The organism is Methylobacterium carpenticola (assembly GCF_042748905.1).
GTDB lineage: Bacteria > Pseudomonadota > Alphaproteobacteria > Rhizobiales > Beijerinckiaceae > Methylobacterium > Methylobacterium carpenticola.
In genome coordinates this window covers 1018425-1038324 of record NZ_JBHZEO010000001.1, presented here as the reverse complement: position 1 = coordinate 1038324, position 19900 = coordinate 1018425, and the positions used below count along the sequence as shown (strand labels likewise).

Below are 19900 nucleotides of genomic sequence, written 5' to 3'. Positions count from 1 at the left end.
CGGGAGGCGCGAGATGAGCCTCAGCCGGCTGCCGAACGTCACGAGCCCACTGACCCGGGCGAAGGCCAACGCCCTGCTGGGGGCCATCCGACGCCCCGGCAACATCGGCATGCGCCTCGGCCCGTGCGGGTTCATGTCCGATTTCGCGCTCGACGCGGTCGGAACAGGATCCAGTGCCGGCACGACTTGGGATGTGAAGATCGCCCTGGCGACGCAGTTCGACGCGATCCGCCTCGTCTTCGCGCAGTCCAACACGAACGGCGGCATCGCCAACTTCGCGGCCAGCACTGCCGCGGGCTCGACCGTTCAGGTGAAGGCTTTCGCCGTCTCGGATCTCACCGCTGGCGCCGCGGCGGGAACCGCCGGATACCCCACCTTCGGCGGGGCGGCCGTCGGTGCTCTGACCATCCCGAACGAAACGCAGTTCGCCGCCACGCGGCGCAAGAGCTTCCTGATCAGCGACATCCTTCCGATCTCGTCCGTGCCGCGCTCGGATGGCGGCTCCGGCTCCATCCTCAACGCGCGCCTGTGGGTGCAGGGGCCCGGCACGAACGGCGCCGGCACGATCTCCTGCATGGGAGCGGCGGGCGCTCAGGCTGGCGTCTATGGCAACCTCAATGCCGTCTGGAATGCGCGCCCAGATGGGCGCGTGTGGCAGTGCCGGAAGCAGAGCGGGGACAAGAGGGAGGTGGGCCTCGGCGGCGGCGCTGCCGGCGGCCTCACCACGCAGTGTCCGCTGATCGGCGTCATCTTCTACAGCCGCCAGCAGGTTGTGAACGTGGTCGGCCTTGGCGACAGCATCTACGAGGGGCTCGCCACCATCGGGCAGGGCTTCATCCACCCTGCCTGCGTGAACCTGTCCACATCTGCACTCGCCGTCGAGTTCTCGAACCTCGCGTGGCAGGGCGCGACGGCGGCCGAGATCATGGCGATGCTCAAGGACGCGATGGGCGCGCCCTTCCCAATCGATCTTCTCGCGTTTCCGAGCTTCACTTGGAATGGGACCGGCGGCGCTTCTTCGCCGATCACCGCCGCGCAGATCGATGCCTGCCGCCAGATGTCTGCGATCGGCCAGGGCATGGCGCGATCCGCCGGCATACCCGTGATCACCACCACCGGCGTCCCGATCAACGTCTCCATCAAGAACGTGGGCTCCTCGGACATTCTGCGCCGCGCCTACAACGACGAGATCCGGGTGCGGGGCACCGCCGGCACCCTCTACGTCGCGGACGCGGACATCGTCGTTTCGGACGGCGTCACTTCCGGGCAGGCGCAGTTTCCGGCGGCGATGACCTTCGATCAGGCCCACCCCTCCGACGCGGGCAACGCGCTGATCGCGGCCAAGGAGCAGGCTGCCCTCTCGGCACTGCTGCCGGCGGTGACGGGCGGGCTCTACTAGCCGCGCCGCTGTGCAGATCCGGGACCACCGGTTCGGCGCCGCGGACCCGCGCGGCGGCTCCTGACCCCTTCCTCGCCGGGCCCAACCTTCCGAGGACCTGATGCAATTCTTCGATTACCTGAACCTCGGCCAAGCGGCCGAGATCGCGGGCGCGCGCCAGATGCGCAACGGCTCGCTCGTCGTGCAAGCCAAGGCCGCCCGTGGCGGCAACGTGCAGGACTACCTCGGCGCCGAGGTGGGCAAGCCCGGGCAAGCCATCGTGCGGGTCTATCGCGACGCCGACGAGGTGTTCCGGGCGGAGTCCCTGCGCACCTTCGGCCACAAGCCGGTGACGCTCGATCACCCGGCCGCGCCCGTCACCACCGCGACGTGGCGCAGCGTGGCGCGTGGGCACGTGGGCGAGGAGGTGCTGCGCGACGGCGAGTTCGTCCGCATCCCCATGCTCATCGCGGACCAGGGCGCGATTGACGCGGTGCAGGCCGGCCATCGGGAGCTGTCGGTCGGCTACACCTGCGACCTCGACTTCACCCCGGGCACTACTCCGGACGGGCGCCCCTACGACGCCCGGCAGACCAACATCGTGGTCGATCACGTCGCGATCGTAAATCGCGGCCGGGCCGGCCCCGACTGCCGCATCGGCGATCAGCACCCCGCCGACGCGAAGACCATGCGGGTGCTCTCCGACCAGCAGCAACAGCAGAGGGACACGCGCCCCATGACCATGCGCACCATCTTGGTCGACGGCCACTCCGTCGAGATGAGCGACGCCGCGGCCATCGCGGTCGGCGGCCTGCAGAAGCAGATCGGCCAGCTGACCACCGACAACCTGTCGCTCACCACCCGCCTCGGTGACGCCGAGCGCGCCCACGCCCGGGCGATCGAGGTCAAGGACGGCGAGATCGCCGGCCTGCGCAAGACCGTCGAGACCAAGGACGGCGAGATCGCCGCCCTCAAGCAGCAGCTCGCGGATGCGGTGTCCCCGGCCGCGCTCGACGCCGCCCTGGTCGCCCGCGAGGCGGTGGTAACGGTCGCGCGCACCGTCCTCGGCGACGCCTTCGCCCCGGCCGGCAAGACGGACGCCCAGATCCGCCGCGAGGTGGTGGCGAGCCGCCTCGGCGACGCGGCCAAGGACATGTCGGACGCCGCCGTGGAGGGCGCGTTCCTCGCCCTCGCTGGGACCGCCAAGCCCCGTGACGCGCTGCGCGATGCCATCGCCGGCGGCGTCCGCCCGGCCGGCGGCACGTCGGTTCAGGACGCGGCCTACGGCGACATGGTCAAGGGCATGTCCGAGGCCTGGAAGACCCGCCCGGCGGCCTGATCGGCGGCGCCATCCTCGGCCCCGGCACGGGGCCTCCCACCCATCGCCAGCATCACGGAGACAGCAGCAATGCCTGCCGTTCAGAGCACCTATCCCGGCAACCAGGCCGCCGGCTACGAGGGCCAGCAGTCCTCGATGTCGCCGGCCGACATCATCTCGAAGACCATCGAGACCGCGGGCGGCATCGCCCCGGGCAAGCCGGCCTACCAGGGCAGCGTTGACCACGCCTGCGCCACCACCGGCTCGGTGCTCCTCGGGATCGTCGTCGGCGACCACTTCGCGCGGCCGAACCCCTCGGGGAACGACAACATCGCCCAGGGCGACACCGTCTCCATCATGCAGAAGGGCACGATGTGGGTGAAGGTGTCGGGCGCGGTGACGGCCGGGGCCCCGGTCTACCTCACGTCGGCCGGCGCCTTCACGGCCACCGCGTCCGGCAACACCGCGATCAAGGCGATCTTCGAGACCGCCGCCGCGGACCAGGGCCTCTCGCGCATCAAGCTCAACCTCCCCTGATCCGGCCGCAGCCGGGTCCTCCTCCACAATCGAAGCTCCTCGAAAGGAACGACTGCCCATGACCGGCCAGTTTCTTGTCGATGCACCCCGTGCTCTGGCCTTCTTGGTCAGCCAGCAGGCGTTCATCGAGCCCACCGTCTACCGCACGCAGTACCCCGAGATCCGCTACCCGCGGCTCGTGCCGGTGGACACCAACGCGCCCGAGTGGGTGCCCTCCGTCACCTACTTCTCGATGGATCAGGTCGGGGCGGCCCGCTGGATCACCGGCAACGCCCATGACGTGCCGCGGGCCGACGTGCTGCGCAACCAGTTCGAGACCTCCGTCTCGATGGCCGGCATCGGCTACGGCTACGACCTCGAGGAGCTCGGCAAGGCCCAGCTGATGGGGATGAACCTGTCGGCGGACAAGGCCGAGGCGGCGCGCCGCGGCTCGGAGGAGTTCATCGACCGGGTCGCCCTGTTCGGCGACGCGGCCAAGGGCTACTCCGGCCTCGTGAACAGCCAGGCGGTCACCGCCAGCTCGGCCTCCGCGACCGGGACCGGCAGCGCCACGACCTTCGCGAGCAAGACCGCGGAGCAGGTGCTGGCCGACGTCAACGGCGTGCTCACCGGGATCTTCACCGGTACCGGCACGGTCGAGATCGCCGACACCGTGCTCCTGCCCTACGACCAGATGGTCGCGCTGAGCCTGCGCCGGATCGATCCGACCAGCCAGATGACGATCCTCGACTGGATCAAGCTCAAGAACGTCTACACGCTGGAGACCGGGCAGCCGCTCAACATCTTCGGCGTGCGCGGGCTGGAGACTGCGGGCGCGGGCGGCACGGCGCGCATGGTCGCCTATCGCCGCGACCCGGCGGTGGTGAAGATGTGGCTCCCGATGCCGTTCCGGTTCTTCCCGGCGTGGCAGACCGGCCCCTTCCGCTTCGACGTGCCGGGCGCCTTCCGCCTGGGCGGCGTCGACATCCGGCGCCCGAGCGCCTTCCGCTACCTCGACGGGATCTGAGGCGCCTCGCGGCGCCTCGCCCCACGTAGCGACAGCAGGAGGGTACCGACATGGTGGAAGTCACGAACCGGGCCGCGGGCCCGCGCATCCTCTGGGTGAAGGACGAGGGCGGCAACCCCGTCCAGCGTACCCTCGCCAAGGGGGAGACCGCCGACGTCACGCTGTTCAACCCCGAGGACCGGATCCTGAAGGCCTGGGTGGCCGAGGGGCAGATCGTCATCGGGTCGGCGGCGGCGGCCGGCGAGGGGGACAAGGGCGACGGCGGCGAGGGAGACGGCGGCGGCGACAAGCCCAAGCCGCTCGACGACCTCACCGACGACGAGCTGCGCGCCTTCCTCACCGCCCGCGGCGTCACCCCGGGCAACTGGCAGCGCAAGCGGCTGCTGACCGAAGCCGAGGCCGTCAAGGACGTGGCCCCGGAGAAGGCGGCCTGAGCGATGGCCTACACGCCCCCGACCGCCGCGGACTTCAAGCTCCGCTTCCCCGCCTTCAGCACCGCGCCGGACGAGCAGGTCGCCGGGTTTCTGGAGGACGCGGCGTCGGTGGCGGATGATGGGTGGCCTGACGCGGACCGGCGCAAGGCCGTGATGCTCCAGGCCGCCCACGACATGACCACCCGCGGGATCGGCGGCGGGGTCGAGGCGAAGCTGGCCGCGGCCGGCGCCCTCGGCTTCAAATCGTTCCGCTCCGGCGGGCTGTCCCTCGATCGCGCGGACGATCCGGCCGCAGCCGCGTCCGGCGATCCGCTGGCCCAGACCGTCTACGGGCGCGAGCTGCTCGCGCTGATCCGGTCCCGATTCCCCGGCGTGCTGGTGATCTGATGGACCTCGGCGACGTGCTGTCCGACGTGTTCGCCGCCGGCCTCGGCTGGATGTACGCGGACGCGACCTACACCGTGGACGAGCCCGGCGACGGCGGCACGGCCTGGGATCCGGCCGCGCCCACGCCGCGGGACTATCCCTGCAAGGCCCAGCGCGACGAGTGGAGCGCCTACGAGCGCCAGGGCGGCAACGTTGCGGCGACCGACTGGAAGGTGCTGGTCCTGACCAAGACGCTCGACGTGGAGCCCGTCGAGGGCGGCCGCATCACCCTCAACGGCATCACCCTCACCATCTCCTCGGCCGGCGGCAGCGCGCCCGCCGTGAGCGCCGACCCGGGCCGCGGAGCCTGGGTCCTGCGCTGCCGGGTCTGAGCCACGCGCGCCCGACCGGCGCCGGCAAGTTCACGGCATCAGCGCCGTGAAGATCCCATCATCATCACGGGAGATCACACATGGCCGACACCACCTCGCCCGCCAAGCCCAAAGCCGCGGCCCCGGCGAAGCGCGATCCCGCTGCGCTTCCGGAGGTGCGGATGACGAAGACCATCGACGAGTCGCCGCTGCCGATCGCCATAACCGTGCGCGATTACGAGGTCGCGGACTTCGAGAAGGCCGGCTGGAAGCGCGCGGAGGCCTGAGCCGATGGCGACGGCGCTCGCCGCTCTCATCGAGACCTGGGCGCCGCAGCTGCAACGCGCGTTCTTGGTGGCCATCGCCGACATCGCGGACCGCGCGCAGATCGGCGTGATCACCGCCATGATCGCCCGCGGGGACATCGAGAGCGCCGTCACGGCGGTGGGGCTCGATCCCGTCGCCTTCCGCGTGCTGGATGCCGCGACGGCGCAGGCCTTCGAGGCCGGCGGCAACGCGACGGTCGACGGCTTCCCGCCCGCGCGGGGGCCGGACGGCCATCGCCTCCGCATCCGCTTCGACGTGCGCAACCCGTCCGCGGAAGACTGGCTGCGGGACCACTCCTCGAGGAAGGTCACCGAGATCGTCGAGGATCAGCGGACCATGATCCGGGCGGCCCTCACCGCCGGCATGGTGGCGGGCCGTAACCCGCGGGACGTGGCGCTCGATCTCGTCGGCCGCATCGATCCGGCGACGAAGAAGCGGACCGGTGGCACCCTCGGGCTGACCGCCCATCAGGAGGAATGGGCCCGGCGCTACGCCGACCAGCTCGCCCGGCTCGATCCGGCGGCGCTCACCCGCCAGCTGCGTGACAAGCGGTTTGACGGCGCCGTGAAGAAGGCGATCGCCGCCGGCAAGCCGCTCGGCGGCGAGCAGATCGCCAAGATGCTGACCGCCTACCGCAACCGGGCGCTCCGCTACCGGGCCGAGACCATCGGCCGGACCGAGGCGATGGCCGCCCTGCACCAGAGCCAGGACGAGGCCACCCAGCAGGCGATCAACCGCGGCCAGATCAACCCGGTGCACGTCGAGGAGATCTGGCACGCCACCATCGACGGCCGGGTGCGGGACACGCACCGGGCCATGAACGGGCAGCGGGTGCGCCGCGGCCAGCCGTTCGTCAGCCCGAGCGGCGCGCGGCTGCGCTACCCGGGCGACCCGCAGGCGCCGGCCGGCGAGACCGTGAACTGCCGCTGCTGGGTCGAGGTCCGCGTCGACTTCCTCGCCGGGGTGCGCTGATGGGCGACTTCCTGAGCCAGATCACCGAATGGTGCCGGCAGACCGAGGCGCGCGCCGAGGCGGTGTTCCGCGAGTCCGCCCAGCGCGTGATCGGCGAGATGCAGGGCCGGGTCCCCGTCGATACCGGGTTCTTGAAGTCGTCGCTTCAGGTGTCCACGACGGCGCCCGTGCCCGCCGACCGTTCCCCCGCCGCCGGCACGGCCTACCCGTACAATCCGACCGCGGCGACCGTCGCGATTGCCGGCGCCCAGATCGGGGACCGGCTGTTCGCCTCCTACTCGGCCGTCTACGCGCCGCGCATCAACTATGGCTTCGTCGGGACCGACGCGCTCGGGCGGACCTACAACCAATCCGGCCGCCACTTCGTCGAGCTCGCGGTCCAGCGCTGGCCCGCGATCGTGAACGACGTGTGCCGCGAGCTGCAATCGCGCGCCACCGGGACGCCCTGACGATGGCCGCGACCAGCCCTGAGGCCCGGATCCTCGACGCGCTGCTCACCGCGCTCACCGGGCTCGCGCTCGATCCGCCGTTGCCTCTGGCGCTGCCGGGCATCGGGTACTCGCCCGTCACCGGCAAGCCGTATCTGGCCGCGAGCTACCTGCCGAACACCAGCCGCCTAGACGGGCTCGCCTTCGACGGTGACCGGACGCACATCGGCCTGTTCGTGGTCACGGTGGTGTGGTCGGCCGGTGGCGGCCTCGTGAAGCCGCTCGACGTGGCCGCCCGGGTGCGCCGCGCCTTCGCCGCCGGGACGCGGCTGGAGGGCGATCCCGTCACGGTCTGCATCGACGAGTCCCCGGAGGTCGGGGCCCCCTTGGATGACGGCCCCTGGCTGCGCGTCCCCGTCACCATCCGCTGGCGCGTCGGCGTCTCGGCCGCGGCCTGATCGCCCCTGAATTCGGGCCCGAGCCCGTCCCCGCCGCCCGAGCGCGGTCTCTCAGCATGTCCAGGAGGACACCACCATGCCCGGCTTCACCCCCGCCAACGGCGCCAAGGTCTTCATCGGCCCGGCCATCGACGTCGACACCATCACGGGCGTCGCCGTCCTCACGGCCCTGACCGGCTGGGTCGAGATCAAGGGCGCCAAGGATCTCGGCGCAATCGGCGACGAGGCCTCGGCCATCACCTCGAACCAGCTGGGGAGCAACCGCACCCTCAAGGGCAAGGGCACGATGGATGCCGGCACGCCCGCGTTCGTGTTCGACTACAAGGAAGGCGATCCGGGTCAGGTGGCGGCGGCGGCGGCGGCGGACCCGGCCAACAACTTCGATTATGCCTTCTACATCGAATATCCGGTGAAGAAGACGACGGGCGGCACGACCGCCAAGCGGTACTTCGCGGGACAAGTCATGTCGGCTCGCGAAGGTAATCTGTCCGCGAACAACCCGATTTCGCTGACCGTCAACGTCGGCATCAACACCACCGTCTACCGGGTGGCGGCGACCTGATGGTCCGCCGGAACAAGGGAAGGGAAGTGACCCGTATGCTCGATCTTGCCGACATCGATCTCGACGCCGAGGCCTCGCGCGGCGCCGAGATGACCATCCGCCACCCGAAGACCGCCGAGGCGACCGACGCCAAGGTGCGGGTGATCGGGCAGGACTCGGCGCAGTACCGCGCCAACCTGCGGCGGATCCGCGACATGGTGGCGGCGGCGCCCGAGAAGGAGCCGGCGGACGAGGACAACCAGATGCTGCTCGCCCGGGCCCGCAACGCGGCGGCGGCGATCACCGGCTGGACCAATGTCGGCTTCGGCGGCGCCGCGATCGAGTTCTCGTTCGAAGCGGCGGTTGACCTCGGCACCCGGCGGCCCTGGTTCGCAGATCAGGTGCTGGCCTTCACGGCCGCCCGGGGAAACTTCGGGCGCGGCTGACCGAGCGGCTGTGCGCCGAGGTCCGGCGCATCACCCTCGCGCAGACCGCGGACCGCCTCCTCGACAAGTCCCTGGAGCGGGTGCCGCCGGGCGGCGCCCACCTCTGGGAGATGTTCTGGGAGCTGGAGGAGACCCGGCAGGCCGGGTGGGGCCCGCTCCCCATCACCTACCGGGAGATCGAGGCCTACGGCCGCCTCATGGGCGGCCTGCCGCTGCCGTGGGAGGTGCGGGTCCTCCTCGCGATGGACCGCGCCCGCCGCAAGGCCCTGACGCCTCCCGAGGAAGACGAGGACGCGCCCAAGATCACCCGGCGCGTCTCGATGAGCGATTACGACGCGATCGACCGGATGCTCGGCACCTTCGCCGAGGTGGTCGACGTCGAGCCCGGATAATATTTGATATGCGGCGCAATTATCCGGGCTTTTTGATATTCCGTATTTATCTTGTCGGCGGGCTGACGGCCGTCATTAAGTCGCCCTTATCGGAATGAACGCAGATAGTTTTCACATCGTTGTGTATTGGCATTTGCCCCGCTTTTAAAATTCTAAGATAATTATCTTTATACATAGATACGAGAGCCTTTTCGGCGGAATAACAAGCATCAACTGTATTAAAATCGGCTGATCCGCTTGTTAGGGCGCCGTTAGCCCCTATCACCGTCCAGAGAAGCACCCACTTCATGGCTGACCTCGCAACCCTCGGTCTCGCGATTGACTCACGGCCCGCCGTAGACGCCGCGACCGCGCTGGGCAATCTCCAGCAGGCCGCGGGCGGCGCCGAGTCCGCCGCCCGGGCGCTTCAAGCGACCGCCGAGCGCGCCGGTACCGCGATGGCCCGGGCGACGGCGGGCGTGCGAGAGGCGGCCGGCGCGCACCGTGACCTGTCCGCCTCGATCGGTGTCACCGGGACCGGCCTCACGCAGTTCGTCGGCCGCTCGAACGACGCCACGCGCGCGGTCAACGACACGACCGCAGCCCTCGCCCGGCAGGCGGCCGGCTGGCGGGCGCTCGGCGAGGCCGGGCGCCAGGCGGTCCAGAACTACGACCGCAACGCCCAGGCGGCGGCGCGGCTGGGGGGCCTGTCGAGCACGGGCGGGGTGCCGACCGGGCCCGCCGCGGCGGCGGGCGGTCGCCTGTCCGGTCACCAGATCCAGAACCTCGCCTATCAGGGCACGGACATCGTGGCGTCGGCCGCCAGCGGCATGAGCCCGCTGACGATCGCGCTACAGCAGGGCGGCCAGATCCTGCCGAGCCTGATGGGCGCGAGCGTCCGCGGCGTCGCCTCCCAGGCCGGTGAGGCGCTCGGCGGGCTCGCGGCGCGCGTCGGCGTGGTCGGCGGGGCGCTCGGCCTGCTCACCGTGGCGGTCGGCTCGGCCGCCGCTGCCGCGATCTCCTACCGCTCCGCCCAGCAGGCGCTCCAGCTGCAACTGTCCGGTGCCGGCCGCGCCTCGGGCGCGACGGTGGCCGGCATCACCGCCGATGCCGCCGCGAACGCGGGTGCCGCCGGCCTCTCGCAGCGGGAATACCGCGAGGCCGCCGGCACGCTCGCCGCCACCGGCCAGATCAGCCAGCAGATGTTCTCGGGCGTCATCAAGACGGCCAAGGACTTCGCGGTCACTACCGGCCAGGAGGTGCCCGACGCGATCAAGGATCTCGCGAGCGCCTTCGCCGATCCGTCCCGCGGGGCCGATGCGCTGAACGAGCGGCTGGGTTTCCTGAACGACCGGACGCGCGAGACCGTCCAGCGACTTCAGGCGCAGGGGGACAAACTCGGTGCCCAGCGCGTGCTGCTCGACGCCTACACGTCGAGCCTCGTGAAGGCCTCGGACGCGACCAGCGGCTGGACGAAGCTCACCACGGCCGCCGGCACCATGATCGGCGACCTGTGGGACTCACTCGGCCGGAAGGTCGATCGCGTCCTGACGGGCGGCGGCCTCGACCAGCAGCTAGCGGACGCGCAGAAGTGGGCCACGGCGGCCCGGGCGCAGAGCCAAGGCATCTTGGGCTCGCTGTTCCCCCAGCGCACGAGCGACGAACTCGCCGCGGCCGAGGCCGCGCTCCAGCGCATCCAGAACCTCGTCGATCAGCGCGACAAGGGGCTCGCGCAGGCTTCTGCGAACCGGAACAGCCTCGTGATCGGGGATCTGGTGCGGTCCCTCGACCCCGGCCGGCAGGAGCTGAAGAAGACCCAGGACACCGCCGAGGCGCTGCGCAAGGCGATCTCCGACCCGGTGACGTGGGGGCTCGATCGGTCGCAGCTGGTCCAGACCGAGCAGGCGTTCGAGCGGATGAGCCGCCTCGCCAAGTCGATGGCGGATGACATCGCCCGCTTCGGCGATCCATCCGTGGCCGCCGCCGTCCGGCAGGCTGAATTCAACAACCGCACAGCCGGCTTCTCGCCCTACGCCCGTGAGGTGGCCCAGAACCAGCAGAACTACATCAACGAGTTAAGGAGCCGGGGCATTGATCCCAATGGCCCGTCGTCCACTCAGGTGCAGGCGGACTACGGTAGCCGGATAGCCAACGCCGACTCGCGTGACCTTGCAGCTTTAACCGCGGCCCGTAACGCGGCGGTGGCGAACGCCGTTACTCGCGAAGGTCTTGCCGAGGCGCTGAAGCTCAACACCGACACGGTCAACAAGGACACGGTCCAGCGCGCCGCCCAGGGCTCCGGCCGCTACGTAAAATCGATCGCGGACGTGCCCGAGCAGTACCGGGGCATCGTTCTGCGGGCGGCGGGGGAGTACGGGCAGGACCCGGACCTGATGGCTTCCATGCTTTGGAAGGAAAGCCGGTTCAGGCCGAACCTGACGTCTTCGGCCGGGGCACAGGGCATCGCGCAGTTCATGCCACCAACTGCGGCCCGGTTTGGGGTCAACCCCTGGGACCCGGAGTCCTCTATCTTCGGGATGGCGAAGTATCTTCAAGTGCTCAGCGGCATGTTTAACGGCAATGTCACGAACATGCTGGCCGGCTACAACATGGGCGAGGGCGCGACCCAGAAGTGGTTGCAGCGCGGCGGTGATGTATCTCGCCTGAACGACCAAACGAAGGACTACGTCAATACGATCCAGACTAAGCCGCCGGGTGCGGACGAGCAGATCAGGGCCGAGCGCGAGCGAACCGTTGCGCTGGAGGGCCAGAAGCGGGCGGTGCAGGACAGCATCGAGCTCTACGGCCGGGATGCGGTCGCGTTGGAGGCGCGCCGTCTCGCGGATGATGAGTTGCAGCGCGCCACCCTCCGGGGTGTCGACATCACCGACGATTACCGGCGGGCGGTCGAGAAGAACGCCCGGGCCTCCGCGCAGGCGGCGCGAGATCTCGCGACCTCGCGGATCGGCGGTGACCTCCGGTTCGATCGCGAGCAGCTCGGGCGGAGCGACGCCGACCAGGCGATCTACAGCCGGGTGCGCGGCTACTACGGGGACATCACCAGCCCGGCGGCCGAGGCGGCGATCGCGACGGCGACGCTGAACGACAACCTCAAGCAGACCAAGGACATCACCAAGGACGCCCTGGGCGGGTTCGTGAGCGACCTCCGGCAGGGCGCCTCGGCGACCGAGGCCCTCCAGAACGCGCTGGGCCGCGTCATCGACCGGCTCACCAACAAGGCCATCGACAGCTTCGTGTCCGCATTCTTTGACAGCAAGGGCGGGGCTGGCGGCGGCCTCGGTAGCCTGTTCTCCGGCTTCGGCAAGTTCTTCGGCTTCGCGAGCGGCGGCTATACCGGCTGGGGCGGCCGCATGGAGCCCGCCGGCATCGTCCACCGCGGCGAGTACGTGTTCGACGCGGCCTCGGTGAACCGGATCGGCGTCGGCGCCCTGTCGGCGCTGCACGGGCAGCTGAAGGGCTACGCGGACGGCGGCTATGTCGGGCCCGGGAGCTACCCGAGCCCGCCGCGCGGCGCGGCGAACGCGAACGGCTCGGCCATGCCCGCCATCAACTTCATCTCGCCCCCGGGCGTGCAGTTGGAGGCGGACGGGCCGCCGCAGCGGCGCGCCGACGGCTCCATTGATCAGGCGCTGCGGACCGTCGAGCGCGGCCTCGGCGCCCGCGCGGCGGCCGGCAAGGGCCCGCTCCGGCAAGCCGCCGCCGGCCCGTGGTCGAGGGTCGGCTGATGGCAGTCCCCGCATGGCCCACCACCCTGCCGAAGCTGCGCGGGCTCGCCCCCAACGCCGGCAGCCGGGAGCTCTTTCCGGCGCCGCAGGAGACGCAGTTCGACGACGGGCCGAACCGCGCCCGCCGTCGCTCGCTGTTCAACGAGACCCCGCTCTCGCTGGCGATTCCCATGACCGGGAGCCAGTTCGTGACGTTCAAGAACTTCTACCTCGCCGACCTCAATCGCGGCGCCCGGCGCTTCAACGCCCCGGTGCTGCTGCCGGACTTCCAGACGGTCGGCACCCGGCTGTGCCGGATCACAGGCGCGGTCGCGTGGTCCGCCTGGACGCCAACCAGGCCGCTCGTCTCCTTCACCCTGCTGGTCCAGGATTGGTGATCCGTGACGCTGAAACTGGCGCTCCAGGAAGCCTACGCCTCGGGTGACGAGGAAGGCGTGATCATCGACACGGTGCAGATCGACCATCCCTCGCTCGATGCCCCGATCTACCTCGCGTGCAACATCGACAGCGCGTTGGGCGACCCGGGCGACACCATCGGGCTGCCGATCGTGGAAGGTGGCCCCAAGGTGCCGCACCTGCTCTGCGCCTTCGGGGTGATCCGGCCCGGCGCCGACGAGGACGGCCCCACGGACGGCAAGCTCCAGATCGACAACGCGTCGGACCTGCTGCACGACCTGCTCAAGAACGCCGTCGGCTATGATGCCGAGGTGCTGGTGACATTCCGGGCCTACCGGGTGCTCCCGGGCCATCTGGACGACGTAACCGGGCCCGACGACGACACGCTGTCGGGGCTAGAACTCACCCAGTTCGAGGTCACCGCCGCGCAGGCCGAGGGCACGCTGTCCTGGCCGGACGGCCGGCAGCAGAACGTGCCGACCGGGCCGCACGCCTTCTTCGACCGCGACGAGTACCCGAGCCTGTTCTCGTGACGCGGGCGGACTTCCTGCGGGCGGTCCGGGGCAAGCCCTACGACCGCGACGCCCTGAACTGCTGGCAGCTGGCGAGCCTCACGCAGTGGACGCTGTTCGGGCGCGTGCTGCCGGTCGCCGACCCCGCGCTGGTGGCGGATGTGCGCGAGCGGGTGCGGGTGCTCGCTACCCACCCCGAGCGGGCGAACTGGCGCGAGATCGCCGCGCCGGTCGACGGCGCCCTGGTCCTGATGGGCCGCGGGCCCGGCAAGGAGGAGCACTGCGGGACGTGGCTGGCCGATGACGGCGGCCTGATCCTGCACACCGACGAGCCGCACGGTGTCGTGCTCGATCCGCCCCTGGAGATCGTCCAGGCCCGGCGGTGGCGGCTCACCTACCTTGTTCCCGTGGGAGAGCGGTGATGCGCATGTATGGCTGCATAGACGGCCACCTCGGAGGCTTCGAGGTGGCCGAAGGCACTTTGAGGCTACTACCGGAAGCCGAGGTCCCCTCTGACTTTCGCGAAAGCGCCCTGAACCAACTGAAGGGCAGCCTCGACGCTCGACTGCATGACGGCGTCGGGCACATTGGGCGTCGGCGTCATATTCTTGATGCCGGTTACACACGCCCTCTCGAAATCATCAAGCGCCTGCTTCGATTGTGGCCCTGACGCCTCGGCGAGCCGCTTGAGTGATGCTCTAAGTGCAATCTCGGTTGCGGAAAGCATCGTTCCGAGCTTGAACAGGTCTTTCTCGACTTCATTCATTTTGCTTCCCATCGGTTCGGTTGGCGCCTCCGATGGTGAACGGGCCGGGTGATCTACACAAGGTTGCCCGGCTCACTCCTTCCACTTCGCACGGTTGCGCATGACCCTCGTCGTCACCGCCAACATCGTCGGGCAGGTCCGCGACACCCCGGTTCGGCTCCCCAACCGGCGGCGCCGGCTATCGACGATCGTGGCCCGTCACAAGCCGGCGGACGGGCGGCGCTTCATCGTGTCGGTCCACCGCGGCGGCACGGACGTCTACCAGCCGAACGACCGCACCGTGCGGCTGCGCGCGCAGTGGAAGCACACGCTTGTCGGGCCGGGCGACGTGGTGCTGATCACCACCGTGCCGATGGGCAAGGGCTTCGCCTCGATCGGCCTCGCCATCGCCTCGATCGCGCTGATTGCGCTCGCGCCCTACGCTGCCCCCGCACTGGCCGGCGCGGCCCTCGGCCTGTCGGGCGCGGCCACCGGCACCCTGTCCTTCGCGATCCAGGCCGGCATGGTCCTCGGCGGCATCGGCCTCTCGATCGCCGCGCAGGCCTCCTCGGCCGCCAAGACGCGCAAGGAGCGCGAGGTCTACAGCCTCACCGGCGGCGGCAACGTCCCGCGCCCGGGCGCGCGCAAGCCGCTGCTCTACGGCCGCTGCTGGACCGCCCCGCCGCTCTCGCAGAAGGATTACATCGGCTACGACGGCGACACGATGGTGCTGGTCAAGCGCATGACGCTTGGCCTGGGCAAGTACCAAGTGCATCAGATCAAGGTAGGCGACGCGCTGTTCTGGACCGCGGAGGGCGGGATCCAGCCGCCCTTCAGCACCACGACGAGCGGCCCGGCGGGCACCGCCGTCGAGATCCTGTACGAACAGCCGTCGACGCTCGCTTCGGGCGACGTCGTGTCGAGCGACGCGGTGGCGGGCCAGCAGCTGCCGCGCCCGGGCGGCAATCCCGAGTGGACGCCCTGGTTCCGCGCCCAGCCTCAGGGCGTGACCACCGACCAAGTGCAGGTCAACTGGACCTTCCCGCGGGTCGAGCGGCAGTCCTCGGCCGGCCGGCAGGTGCCCGGCGCGGCCGGTGCCGTGTTCCAGGCCCGCCGGATCGATCCGATCACCGGCAACCCGATCGGCGAGCCCTTCGACATCGTGCGCCAGGACGAAGGCCTCGTCCTCGCCACCACGCCGCTCCGGCGCAGCGCGCTCGTCCGCTGGCCCGAGCAGGGCGCCTATGAGGTGCGCGCCCAGAACCTCCACCCCGCCAACGTCAACATCAACCAGGTCAACGACGTGACCTGGGACACGCTGATGGCGTTCGAGGACGATATCAGGGTCCGCCCGCTCACGACGGAGGTGGTGATCCGGGTGCGGGCCGGCCCGGGCCTGACCATCACCGCCTACTCGGACATCACCGTTCAGGCGACCCGGATCCTGCCGGTGTGGGACGGCTCGACGTGGACGGAGCAGCCGACCCGTAAGGCGGTGTGGGCCTACTGCGACCTCGTGCGGGCGAGCTACGGCCTTGCCGCCCCCTCGGGCGTCGATGCCGACAAGGCGCTCTATTACGCCAACCTGCTGACCGCGAACGACACCTACGACGGCGCCCTGCCGGAGGTGTCCTCGTTCTGGGAGGCGGCGGGCCAGCTGCTGCTGCCGATGCGGGCCGATGCCATCAAGGTCGGGGCGGTGCACAGCTTCGTGCGCGACGAGAGCCGGGCCGAGCCCCGCCACGTGCTCACCCGCCGCCAGATCGTGCGCGACAGCGCGAGCGCGACCTACAAGACCAAGGTCGAGGGCGGCGACGTCATCGTGGAGTTCGACCGCGACGGCGATCCGCGCCGGCCGGACGAGGTCCGCTACAGCTACGGCCCACCCTCGCGCACCCCGAAGCGCTACCGCGTCGCCGGCATCACGGATGGCGTGCACGCCCTCAAGCACGCGAAGTGGCTCGCGGCCGTGGCTGTGTTCCGCGGCGCCGAGCGCGCGGTCACGACGGAGTGGGACGGGCGCCTCGTCTACCCGGGCGACCACATCCTCTCGGACCTGTGGTTTCTCCAGGGCAAGCAGGTCTACGGGGTGGCGAGCGCCGCCGGCAACCTGCTCACCCTCGACGTCGACGCCAACGTGCCCGCCGATTGGGGCTACGGCTCCATCCGGACCCGGGCCGGCCGGGAATGGGGCATCCTGCGCATGCGCGGCCAGGGCGCCCGCGGGCTGGAGCTGCATCCGGACGACGTGATCGCGGCGGCTGCGCAGAGCGGGAAGCAACTCTCCGCCGTGCTGGCGCGCGACACCCAGGATCCGACCACGGTGGTGCTGGGCGACCTCGTGGAGTTGCAGGAGACCTACGTCGCCCGCTCGGCGATCCCCTCCGACGCCGACCACGTGCGGATCGAGATGGTGCGGGACGACGCCCGGGTCTGGCAGCTGCTGGACGAGGACGTGATCGCGCCCGCGCCGGTCAACGCGGACAGCCTCGCCGAGCCGCTGGTGCCGCAGATCTCGGTGCTGCACGCGCGCTGCTACCGGATCGAGACCGGGATCGAGGTGGCCTGGGGCGTCTCGCCCACCCGCGGCGCGCGCACCTACGAGGTCGAGCTGTCCTATGACGGCGGAGTGACCTGGGAGACGATCTCGCCGACGGGCCCGGCATCGAGCGGCCGCGCGCCGATGCGGCAGTCCGAGCAGCCGGTCACGGTGCGGGCGCGGGCCTACGGGCGCACCGGCCTGCATGGCGAGTGGATCCCCACCACCTTCACGACGGTCGCGCCGGTCGTGGACGGCTCCTTGGTTGACGACCTCTCGCTCACGATCGCGAAGATGTCCGCCCAGTTGCAGAAGGAGATCACGGCGCAGAACGACATCGGCCGCGGCCTGCTCGCCTACGGCAATCAGATCCAGGGCGAGGCGTTGGAGGATGCCCGCCGCGCGATCGACCTCGCCCACGACACCGTGCGCGGCGGGATGCGGCAGTTGCAGGCTGCGCTAGACCTGCTCGCCAACGAGGCTGCGACGACGGCGGCCGACGCCTATGAGCAGCGCGAGCTGATCAAGGTCGGCACCAGCGCCAACTTCGCGGCGATAGAGCGCGAGACGGTGGCCCGCATCGCGCAGGGTGAGGCATACGCTGCGATCACCACCTCTCTCGCCTCTCGGCTCACCCTCGCCGAGGGCGACATCGTCGGCAACGCGACCGCGATCCAGGGCGTGAGCACGCGGGTCACCGCGGCCGAGGGGACGATCGACGCGCACTCGCAGGCGATCACCACGCTCGGCTCGCGCATCGACGCCAACGACCTGTCCCTGTCCGGGCAGGCGACCGCGATCCAGCAGCTCGACACCCGGGTCGCCGTCACCGAGGGCAACGTCTCTGCCATCTCGACGGCGCTGACGGCCCTGCAGAGCACGGTGCAGGCGCAGGGCGGCAGCATCCAAGCCAACGCCACCGCGATCAACCTGCTCGAAACGCTCACCGAGGTGCATGATAGCGCGATCCTGAGCCAGGGGCGGGACATCTCTGCGCTCAGCGCCACTCTGTCGATCCAGGGTGGGCAGATCACCGGTACCGCGACGGCCCTTGACCAGCTCACCGTGCGCGTCGGCTCGACCGAGACCGAGAACACGTCTCAGGCCGGACGCCTGACCGCCCTGGAGAGCACGACGTCCACGCAGAGCGGTCAGATCAACCTGACTTCTCAGGCCGTTTCCAATCTGGAGACCCTGACGCAGGTGCAGGATCAGGCTATCCTCTCCCATGCGCAGGACATCAGCTTCCTGAGCAGCCAAGCCACCAACCTGCAAGGGGATATCACCGCCGTCGCTACGACCGCGGCGGCTCTGGAAACGCGCGTCTTCAACACCGAGACGGGGCTTAACGCGGTCGCGAGCACCACGCAGGCGCTCTCCACGACGGTCGGCGGTCACACCTCGACACTCACCACCTATGGCGCATCCATCAACGGCCTCAGCGTCCAGTTCGGCGTCACGGGAGAGATCGACGGCCAGACCGGCGGCTTCATCTTCCAGGGCATCCGCCGCCTCGACGGGTCGGTCTCCTACAGCGTCCGCATCAGCGGCGACCTGTTCGTGGATGGTTCGGTCACCAGCCGGGCGCTGGCGGCGACCAACCTCATCGTCAGCAGCGCGCAGATCGGCTCGCTCGTCGTCGGCACCGGCAACCTCGCCGACGACAGCGTGACGCAGCGAGTGAAGACGGACATCGCGCCCGGCAATGCGACCGGATCAATCACGGTCACTACCCGTTCGCCGACCGCCAGGGTGGAGATCTTCGTTCAGTACCTCGGGACAGGCGGCACCTCGCATCCACGCGTCTTCACCATCGGGGCCATCACCGTCGCTCGCCGGAATGGACCCACGGTCATCTCCGTCAACAACCTCATCTCGATGGATGGGCAGAACCAGTTCTTCAATGGTCTCAATCCGAACGGCGAGGATAGCCCCGGCCTCGGAACATTCACTTACGATTACAACAACACTCAGGCTGTCGTTGGCGGGGCGACTTTGAAGGCGGTGGTGTACGACAAATGAAGGGCTTTCACGACTTTCCGGTCATCAACAAGGACCCCGAGGCGATCCGTAAGGGGAACCTCAGGATCCTGCGCGAAGCCCTGGATCTCCAGCGCGAGCGGCAGGGCGGTGACGCCCGGCTGTTCGCGATCTCGCCCTTCATTCGCTACGACGAGCAGGGCTCGATCGTGGCAACCGGCGAGATGGCGATCGGCCACATCCAGGCCCTTCGCATTCAGGGCGACCGGATCCTGCCTGAGACCGGCAAGTGGGACACCCACTACGTCGACCGCGGCGCCGAGGGCGGCCCGCGCAAGCGGGTCAAGTCGCGCTGCCCAGCCACCTTGGACGGCTTCACCCTCCGCAACGCGCCCCAGCCCTGCCGGGTGGAGATCTCAGATCCGGTCAACGGCCTGACGGTCTACGCGGCCGACGACGCTGAGATCGAGCTGCAGTTCTCCCATTCCGGCACCTACCGGGTGCGCGTGCTGAGCGCCCCGCATACGCCCGGCGAATGGACGATCGAGGTGCCCTGATGCCGACCGTCATCCGCCACGAGACGTCCTACGCGGCGCACCGCGTCGCAGCCTACCCGGTTCCCGGCGATGCCTTGGACGCGATCCAGAAGGGCCTGCGCGCCCTGGCGGACGCGGGCCACCCGATCCCCGCCGAGACGATGGCGTGGGTGGAGCGATGCGAGGCCGTGAAGGCCCAGTTCCCGAAGCCGGAGCAGCAGCCCGGCGCCACCACCGTAGGAGAGAGCAATGGCTGAGAAGACGGTAGTGACCCTGGTTCAGAACGCGGCTGGGCAGACGGTCGCGGTGAAAATCGGTGGCAGCGAAGCGATCCCGGTCCTACTCGCTGGCCCGATCGTCGCTCCCGGGCAGATGAACTGCTCCATCACCATCGCGAACGTCGAATTCGCCTACGAGACCGCGGACGCGGCGCCCGCCGCCTCTCCGACCGCCTGACCTCCCGGGCAGCCCTGCGCCGCCCGCGCCCCCGTCG

General features: G+C 69.9%; 23 protein-coding genes. 22 read left to right on the top strand and 1 reads right to left on the bottom strand.

Going from position 1 to position 19900, the window contains the following annotated elements:
* The first annotated feature begins 13 nt into the window (after window positions 1-13).
* The 18 genes from ACE101_RS04985 to ACE101_RS04900 all read left to right on the top strand — a co-directional run bounded on the left by ACE101_RS04985 (window position 14) and on the right by ACE101_RS04900 (window position 14029).
* Entirely contained in the window at window positions 14-1399 is a 1386-nt protein-coding gene (locus ACE101_RS04985) for an SGNH/GDSL hydrolase family protein (RefSeq protein WP_379126455.1), read from the top strand.
* Window positions 1400-1499: 100 nt separating this feature from the next.
* A complete protein-coding gene (locus ACE101_RS04980; RefSeq protein WP_379126454.1) occupies window positions 1500-2717 on the top strand; it encodes a DUF2213 domain-containing protein in 1218 nt (405 codons plus the stop codon).
* 69 nt (window positions 2718-2786) lie between these two features.
* Window positions 2787-3233 (top strand): DUF2190 family protein, encoded by a 447-nt coding sequence (locus ACE101_RS04975; RefSeq protein WP_379126453.1) that lies wholly within the window; start codon window positions 2787-2789, stop codon window positions 3231-3233.
* Window positions 3234-3291: 58 nt separating this feature from the next.
* Window positions 3292-4239 (top strand): DUF2184 domain-containing protein, encoded by a 948-nt coding sequence (locus ACE101_RS04970; RefSeq protein WP_379126452.1) that lies wholly within the window; start codon window positions 3292-3294, stop codon window positions 4237-4239.
* A gap of 50 nt (window positions 4240-4289) precedes the next feature.
* Complete coding sequence (locus tag ACE101_RS04965) at window positions 4290-4673, top strand: hypothetical protein (RefSeq protein ID WP_379126451.1); 384 nt, start codon at window positions 4290-4292, stop codon at window positions 4671-4673.
* Window positions 4674-4676: 3 nt separating this feature from the next.
* Window positions 4677-5060, top strand: a complete 384-nt coding sequence (locus ACE101_RS04960; RefSeq protein WP_379126450.1) for a DUF4054 domain-containing protein — start codon at window positions 4677-4679, stop codon at window positions 5058-5060.
* A complete protein-coding gene (locus ACE101_RS04955) occupies window positions 5060-5431 on the top strand; it encodes a hypothetical protein (protein ID WP_379126449.1) in 372 nt (123 codons plus the stop codon). Before ACE101_RS04960 ends, ACE101_RS04955 begins: the two co-directional genes overlap by 1 nt.
* Before the next feature lie 80 nt (window positions 5432-5511).
* Window positions 5512-5697, top strand: coding sequence for a hypothetical protein (locus tag ACE101_RS04950; protein ID WP_379126448.1), 186 nt, complete (start codon window positions 5512-5514; stop codon window positions 5695-5697).
* Window positions 5698-5701: 4 nt separating this feature from the next.
* Window positions 5702-6709, top strand: a complete 1008-nt coding sequence (locus ACE101_RS04945; protein WP_379126447.1) for a phage minor head protein — start codon at window positions 5702-5704, stop codon at window positions 6707-6709.
* The gene (locus ACE101_RS04940; RefSeq protein WP_379126446.1) at window positions 6709-7158 is read left to right on the top strand and encodes an HK97 gp10 family phage protein; all 450 of its coding nucleotides are present in this window, start codon (window positions 6709-6711) and stop codon (window positions 7156-7158) included. Before ACE101_RS04945 ends, ACE101_RS04940 begins: the two co-directional genes overlap by 1 nt.
* Before the next feature lie 2 nt (window positions 7159-7160).
* Window positions 7161-7595, top strand: coding sequence for a phage tail terminator-like protein (locus tag ACE101_RS04935; RefSeq protein WP_379126445.1), 435 nt, complete (start codon window positions 7161-7163; stop codon window positions 7593-7595).
* A 76-nt stretch (window positions 7596-7671) separates the two neighbouring features.
* Window positions 7672-8157, top strand: coding sequence for a hypothetical protein (locus tag ACE101_RS04930; protein WP_379126444.1), 486 nt, complete (start codon window positions 7672-7674; stop codon window positions 8155-8157).
* A gap of 35 nt (window positions 8158-8192) precedes the next feature.
* Window positions 8193-8582, top strand: coding sequence for a hypothetical protein (locus ACE101_RS04925; protein ID WP_379126443.1), 390 nt, complete (start codon window positions 8193-8195; stop codon window positions 8580-8582).
* A gap of 80 nt (window positions 8583-8662) precedes the next feature.
* Window positions 8663-8974 (top strand): phage tail assembly chaperone, encoded by a 312-nt coding sequence (locus tag ACE101_RS04920; protein WP_379126442.1) that lies wholly within the window; start codon window positions 8663-8665, stop codon window positions 8972-8974.
* A gap of 287 nt (window positions 8975-9261) precedes the next feature.
* Window positions 9262-12699 carry a phage tail length tape measure family protein gene (locus ACE101_RS04915; RefSeq protein ID WP_379126441.1) on the top strand — a complete coding sequence of 1146 codons (3438 nt, stop codon included), beginning with the start codon at window positions 9262-9264 and terminating at the stop codon, window positions 12697-12699.
* Window positions 12699-13076, top strand: coding sequence for a hypothetical protein (locus ACE101_RS04910; protein ID WP_379126440.1), 378 nt, complete (start codon window positions 12699-12701; stop codon window positions 13074-13076). The genes ACE101_RS04915 and ACE101_RS04910 overlap by 1 nt, the downstream gene beginning before the upstream one ends.
* Window positions 13077-13079: 3 nt before the next feature.
* A complete protein-coding gene (locus tag ACE101_RS04905) occupies window positions 13080-13628 on the top strand; it encodes a DUF1833 family protein (protein WP_379126439.1) in 549 nt (182 codons plus the stop codon).
* Window positions 13625-14029 (top strand): glycoside hydrolase, encoded by a 405-nt coding sequence (locus tag ACE101_RS04900; protein ID WP_379126438.1) that lies wholly within the window; start codon window positions 13625-13627, stop codon window positions 14027-14029. The genes ACE101_RS04905 and ACE101_RS04900 overlap by 4 nt, the downstream gene beginning before the upstream one ends.
* Before the next feature lie 68 nt (window positions 14030-14097).
* Here ACE101_RS04900 and ACE101_RS04895 read toward each other — a convergent pair whose 3' ends face one another.
* Window positions 14098-14373: a hypothetical protein gene (locus ACE101_RS04895; protein WP_379126437.1), complete on the bottom strand. Its 276-nt coding sequence runs from the start codon at window positions 14371-14373 to the stop codon at window positions 14098-14100.
* Window positions 14374-14473: 100 nt separating this feature from the next.
* Between ACE101_RS04895 and ACE101_RS04890 the strand changes: the two genes are divergently transcribed.
* The 4 genes from ACE101_RS04890 to ACE101_RS04875 are packed head-to-tail and all read left to right on the top strand — an operon-like array spanning window position 14474 to window position 19863.
* Window positions 14474-18913, top strand: coding sequence for a host specificity factor TipJ family phage tail protein (locus ACE101_RS04890; RefSeq protein ID WP_379126436.1), 4440 nt, complete (start codon window positions 14474-14476; stop codon window positions 18911-18913).
* Window positions 18910-19428: a hypothetical protein gene (locus tag ACE101_RS04885; RefSeq protein WP_379126435.1), complete on the top strand. Its 519-nt coding sequence runs from the start codon at window positions 18910-18912 to the stop codon at window positions 19426-19428. Before ACE101_RS04890 ends, ACE101_RS04885 begins: the two co-directional genes overlap by 4 nt.
* On the top strand, window positions 19428-19664 hold the full coding sequence (locus ACE101_RS04880; RefSeq protein WP_379126434.1) for a hypothetical protein: 237 nt from the start codon (window positions 19428-19430) through the stop codon (window positions 19662-19664). Before ACE101_RS04885 ends, ACE101_RS04880 begins: the two co-directional genes overlap by 1 nt.
* Window positions 19657-19863, top strand: a complete 207-nt coding sequence (locus ACE101_RS04875) for a hypothetical protein (RefSeq protein WP_379126433.1) — start codon at window positions 19657-19659, stop codon at window positions 19861-19863. The genes ACE101_RS04880 and ACE101_RS04875 overlap by 8 nt, the downstream gene beginning before the upstream one ends.
* Window positions 19864-19900 lie beyond the last annotated feature (37 nt).

Bases quoted from the DNA above. Each gene is read 5' to 3' on its own strand.
- ACE101_RS04985 (WP_379126455.1), top strand. From the start codon at position 14: ATGAGCCTCAGCCGGCTGCCGAACGTCACGAGCCCACTGACCCGGGCG.
- ACE101_RS04980 (WP_379126454.1), top strand. From the start codon at position 1,500: ATGCAATTCTTCGATTACCTGAACCTCGGCCAAGCGGCCGAGATCGCG.
- ACE101_RS04975 (WP_379126453.1), top strand. From the start codon at position 2,787: ATGCCTGCCGTTCAGAGCACCTATCCCGGCAACCAGGCCGCCGGCTAC.
- ACE101_RS04970 (WP_379126452.1), top strand. From the start codon at position 3,292: ATGACCGGCCAGTTTCTTGTCGATGCACCCCGTGCTCTGGCCTTCTTG.
- ACE101_RS04965 (WP_379126451.1), top strand. From the start codon at position 4,290: ATGGTGGAAGTCACGAACCGGGCCGCGGGCCCGCGCATCCTCTGGGTG.
- ACE101_RS04960 (WP_379126450.1), top strand. From the start codon at position 4,677: ATGGCCTACACGCCCCCGACCGCCGCGGACTTCAAGCTCCGCTTCCCC.
- ACE101_RS04955 (WP_379126449.1), top strand. From the start codon at position 5,060: ATGGACCTCGGCGACGTGCTGTCCGACGTGTTCGCCGCCGGCCTCGGC.
- ACE101_RS04950 (WP_379126448.1), top strand. From the start codon at position 5,512: ATGGCCGACACCACCTCGCCCGCCAAGCCCAAAGCCGCGGCCCCGGCG.
- ACE101_RS04945 (WP_379126447.1), top strand. From the start codon at position 5,702: ATGGCGACGGCGCTCGCCGCTCTCATCGAGACCTGGGCGCCGCAGCTG.
- ACE101_RS04940 (WP_379126446.1), top strand. From the start codon at position 6,709: ATGGGCGACTTCCTGAGCCAGATCACCGAATGGTGCCGGCAGACCGAG.
- ACE101_RS04935 (WP_379126445.1), top strand. From the start codon at position 7,161: ATGGCCGCGACCAGCCCTGAGGCCCGGATCCTCGACGCGCTGCTCACC.
- ACE101_RS04930 (WP_379126444.1), top strand. From the start codon at position 7,672: ATGCCCGGCTTCACCCCCGCCAACGGCGCCAAGGTCTTCATCGGCCCG.
- ACE101_RS04925 (WP_379126443.1), top strand. From the start codon at position 8,193: ATGCTCGATCTTGCCGACATCGATCTCGACGCCGAGGCCTCGCGCGGC.
- ACE101_RS04915 (WP_379126441.1), top strand. From the start codon at position 9,262: ATGGCTGACCTCGCAACCCTCGGTCTCGCGATTGACTCACGGCCCGCC.
- ACE101_RS04910 (WP_379126440.1), top strand. From the start codon at position 12,699: ATGGCAGTCCCCGCATGGCCCACCACCCTGCCGAAGCTGCGCGGGCTC.
- ACE101_RS04895 (WP_379126437.1), bottom strand. From the start codon at position 14,373: ATGAATGAAGTCGAGAAAGACCTGTTCAAGCTCGGAACGATGCTTTCC.
- ACE101_RS04890 (WP_379126436.1), top strand. From the start codon at position 14,474: ATGACCCTCGTCGTCACCGCCAACATCGTCGGGCAGGTCCGCGACACC.
- ACE101_RS04885 (WP_379126435.1), top strand. From the start codon at position 18,910: ATGAAGGGCTTTCACGACTTTCCGGTCATCAACAAGGACCCCGAGGCG.
- ACE101_RS04880 (WP_379126434.1), top strand. From the start codon at position 19,428: ATGCCGACCGTCATCCGCCACGAGACGTCCTACGCGGCGCACCGCGTC.
- ACE101_RS04875 (WP_379126433.1), top strand. From the start codon at position 19,657: ATGGCTGAGAAGACGGTAGTGACCCTGGTTCAGAACGCGGCTGGGCAG.